At 74.2% G+C, this 2,388-nt stretch carries 3 protein-coding genes; 2 read left to right on the top strand and 1 reads right to left on the bottom strand.

Going from position 1 to position 2,388, the window contains the following annotated elements:
• The coding region (locus tag B7767_RS23475) for a DUF998 domain-containing protein (protein ID WP_143652603.1) at positions 1-229 on the top strand (229 nt) is incomplete at its 5' end.
• A 102-nt stretch (positions 230-331) separates the two neighbouring features.
• On the opposite strand, the gene B7767_RS23480 is transcribed toward B7767_RS23475, so the two are convergent.
• Positions 332-1,186 carry a helix-turn-helix domain-containing protein gene (locus B7767_RS23480; RefSeq protein ID WP_085573939.1) on the bottom strand — a complete coding sequence of 285 codons (855 nt, stop codon included), beginning with the start codon at positions 1,184-1,186 and terminating at the stop codon, positions 332-334.
• A 127-nt stretch (positions 1,187-1,313) separates the two neighbouring features.
• Here B7767_RS23480 and B7767_RS23485 point away from each other — a divergent pair, with 127 nt between their 5' ends.
• The gene (locus tag B7767_RS23485; RefSeq protein ID WP_085573940.1) at positions 1,314-2,309 is read left to right on the top strand and encodes an aldo/keto reductase; all 996 of its coding nucleotides are present in this window, start codon (positions 1,314-1,316) and stop codon (positions 2,307-2,309) included.
• Positions 2,310-2,388 lie beyond the last annotated feature (79 nt).

Here is a 2,388-nt window from a genome sequence, read left to right on the forward strand (position 1 = left end):
CGGCCGTGCCGCTCCCTGGGCGCTGCGGCCGGCGGTCTCGGCCGTGGCGACCGCCTCGATGGTCGTCGGCGCGGTGTGGTTCCTGGTCGAGATGCACCGCCACGGCGCGGCGGGCGTCGCGGAACGCGTGGTGACGGTCCTTCAGTCCCTCTGGCCCTTCGTGGTCGTCACCTCCTGCCTACGCCATTCCGGGGACGGCGACGGGCCGCCCGCGGGCCGGCCGGACTGACGGGGGCCGGTGAGGGGGTGGACGGCAGCGCGTGCTGACGCCGGGCCGGCCCCAGGTCACCGGCCAGGACCTGTTCCGGGCCGGGTCGGCGCGCCGGCCGTTTCAGTGGGGCGTGCCCGTGGGGAACTCCTCGCTGCCGAGTACGCGCAGCAGCTCCAGCCGCTCGCGGGCCTCGGCGTCCGCCGGTGTGAGCACCAGCAGCTGCTGTCGCTGATCGGGGGTGACCAGGGTTTCGCAGTCCATCAGCAGGCGTCCCACCCGCGGGTGCAGGAACGTCTTGCGGTCGACGCGCCGGACCGCCACCTCGTGCTCCGCCCAGAGCCGGCGGAAGCGCGCGCTCGCGGCCCGCAGCCGTTCGACGAGTCCGGTGACCGTGGGATCACCGGCCCGGCGCCCGGCGACCGCGCGCAGATCGGCCACGAGCCGGCGGGCGTGGTACTCCTCCTCCTCTTCCTCGGCCGGGCCGACGGCGCGGGCGTCCGGTTCGGTGAACCAGCGATAAGCGATGTAGCGGCGGTCGCCGGAGAAGCCGGTGAGGTCGCTCATCAGCAGAAGCGACGCCCGGTTCTGCGCGAGGACCTCCCCCAGGTCGGACATGACCAGGGCCGGTGTGTCGCCGAGCAGGTCGAGCATGCGCACCAGACCCGCCCGGGCCAGGCGGGCCGCCCCGTCGGCGGGCGGGGGCCGGTGACCGGCCAGGTGGAACAGGTGGTCGCGCTCGTCGTCGGAGAGGCGCAGCGCACGGGCCAGCGCGACGAGCAACTGTGCGGAGGGCTGACTGCTGCGGCCCTGTTCGAGGCGTACGACGTAGTCCACCGACATGCCCGCCAGCATCGCGACCTCCTCCCGGCGCAGACCGGCGGTGCGGCGGCGGGGGCCGTCGGTGAGGCCGACGTCGGCCGGGCGGATCGCCTCGCGGCGGCGGCGCAGGAAGTCGGCGAGTTCCTCACGTTGCATGGCCTCATGGTCCCTCGCGGCGCACCCGCCGATCCAGGGAGCGGCTCTCCCATGATGAACGCTCCGCTCCCGGTGGCCCCGGCACCGGCGCAAGGTGGGTGACGGAGCGACCACGAAGGAGTACACGATGCAGACACGCATTCTGGGCAGCGGCGGTCCGGCCGTCTCCGCGCTGGGACTAGGCGCGATGAGCATGTCGGGTGCCTACGGCGCGGCCGACCGCACGGAGAGCATCGCCACCGTGCACGCCGCGCTGGAGGCAGGCGTCACGCTGATCGACACGGGCGACTTCTACGCCATGGGCCACAACGAACTGCTGCTCGCCGAGGCGCTGCGCGGTCGCGACCGGGACAGCTACCGGCTGAGCGTCAAGTTCGGCATGCTGAGCGGACCGACCCCGGCCATGGGCGGGTACGACGGCCGCCCCGAGGCGGTGAGGAACTTCCTCGCCTACTCGCTGACCCGGCTGGGCACCGACCACATCGACATCTACCGTCCCGCGCGACTGGACCCGGCGGTGCCGATCGAGGAGACCGTGGGTGCGATCAAGGAGCTGATCGACGCCGGGTACGTACGGCACCTCGGCCTCTCGGAGGTCGACGCGGCGACGATCCGCCGGGCGCACGCCGTGCATCCCGTCACCGACCTGCAGATCGAGTACTCGCTGATCTCCCGCGCGGTCGAGGAGGACGTCCTGCCCGCGCTGCGGGAGCTCGGCATCGGCCTGACCGCGTACGGCGTCCTCGGCCGCGGCCTCATCTCCGGGCACTGGACCGCCGGCCGCGGCGCCGGCACCGGTGACCACCGGGCGCTCAGCCCCCGGTTCTCCGGCGGCAACGTGGAACACAACCTCGCCCTCGTGGAGGCCCTGCGCCGGGTCGCCGACGCGAAGGGGTGCACCGTCGCCCAGCTGGCCATCGCCTGGGTCGCCGCACAGGGCGAGGACATCGTGCCGCTGGTCGGCCCCCGCACCCGCGAGCGGCTGACCGAGGCGCTGCCCGCGCTGGACCTCGACCTCACCGCGGACGACCTCGCCGAGATCGAGAAGGCGGTGCCGCGGGGCGCGGCCCGCGGCGACCGCTACCCGGCCGCGTTCATGGCCGGCCTCGGCGTGGGCAACTGAGTCCGGCTCCCGGCGGGGCCCGTCGGCCGGCGTCAGCAGCCGTCGCGGTACGGCGTGCCGGGAGCGATGCGCTCCCAGT

This window comes from Streptomyces sp. 13-12-16, assembly GCF_002114215.1.
Taxonomy (GTDB): Bacteria; Actinomycetota; Actinomycetes; order Streptomycetales; family Streptomycetaceae; genus Streptomyces.

Excerpts from the sequence above, each read along its gene's own strand:
- B7767_RS23480 (WP_085573939.1), bottom strand. The coding sequence starts at position 1,186 with ATGCAACGTGAGGAACTCGCCGACTTCCTGCGCCGCCGCCGCGAGGCG.
- B7767_RS23485 (WP_085573940.1), top strand. The coding sequence starts at position 1,314 with ATGCAGACACGCATTCTGGGCAGCGGCGGTCCGGCCGTCTCCGCGCTG.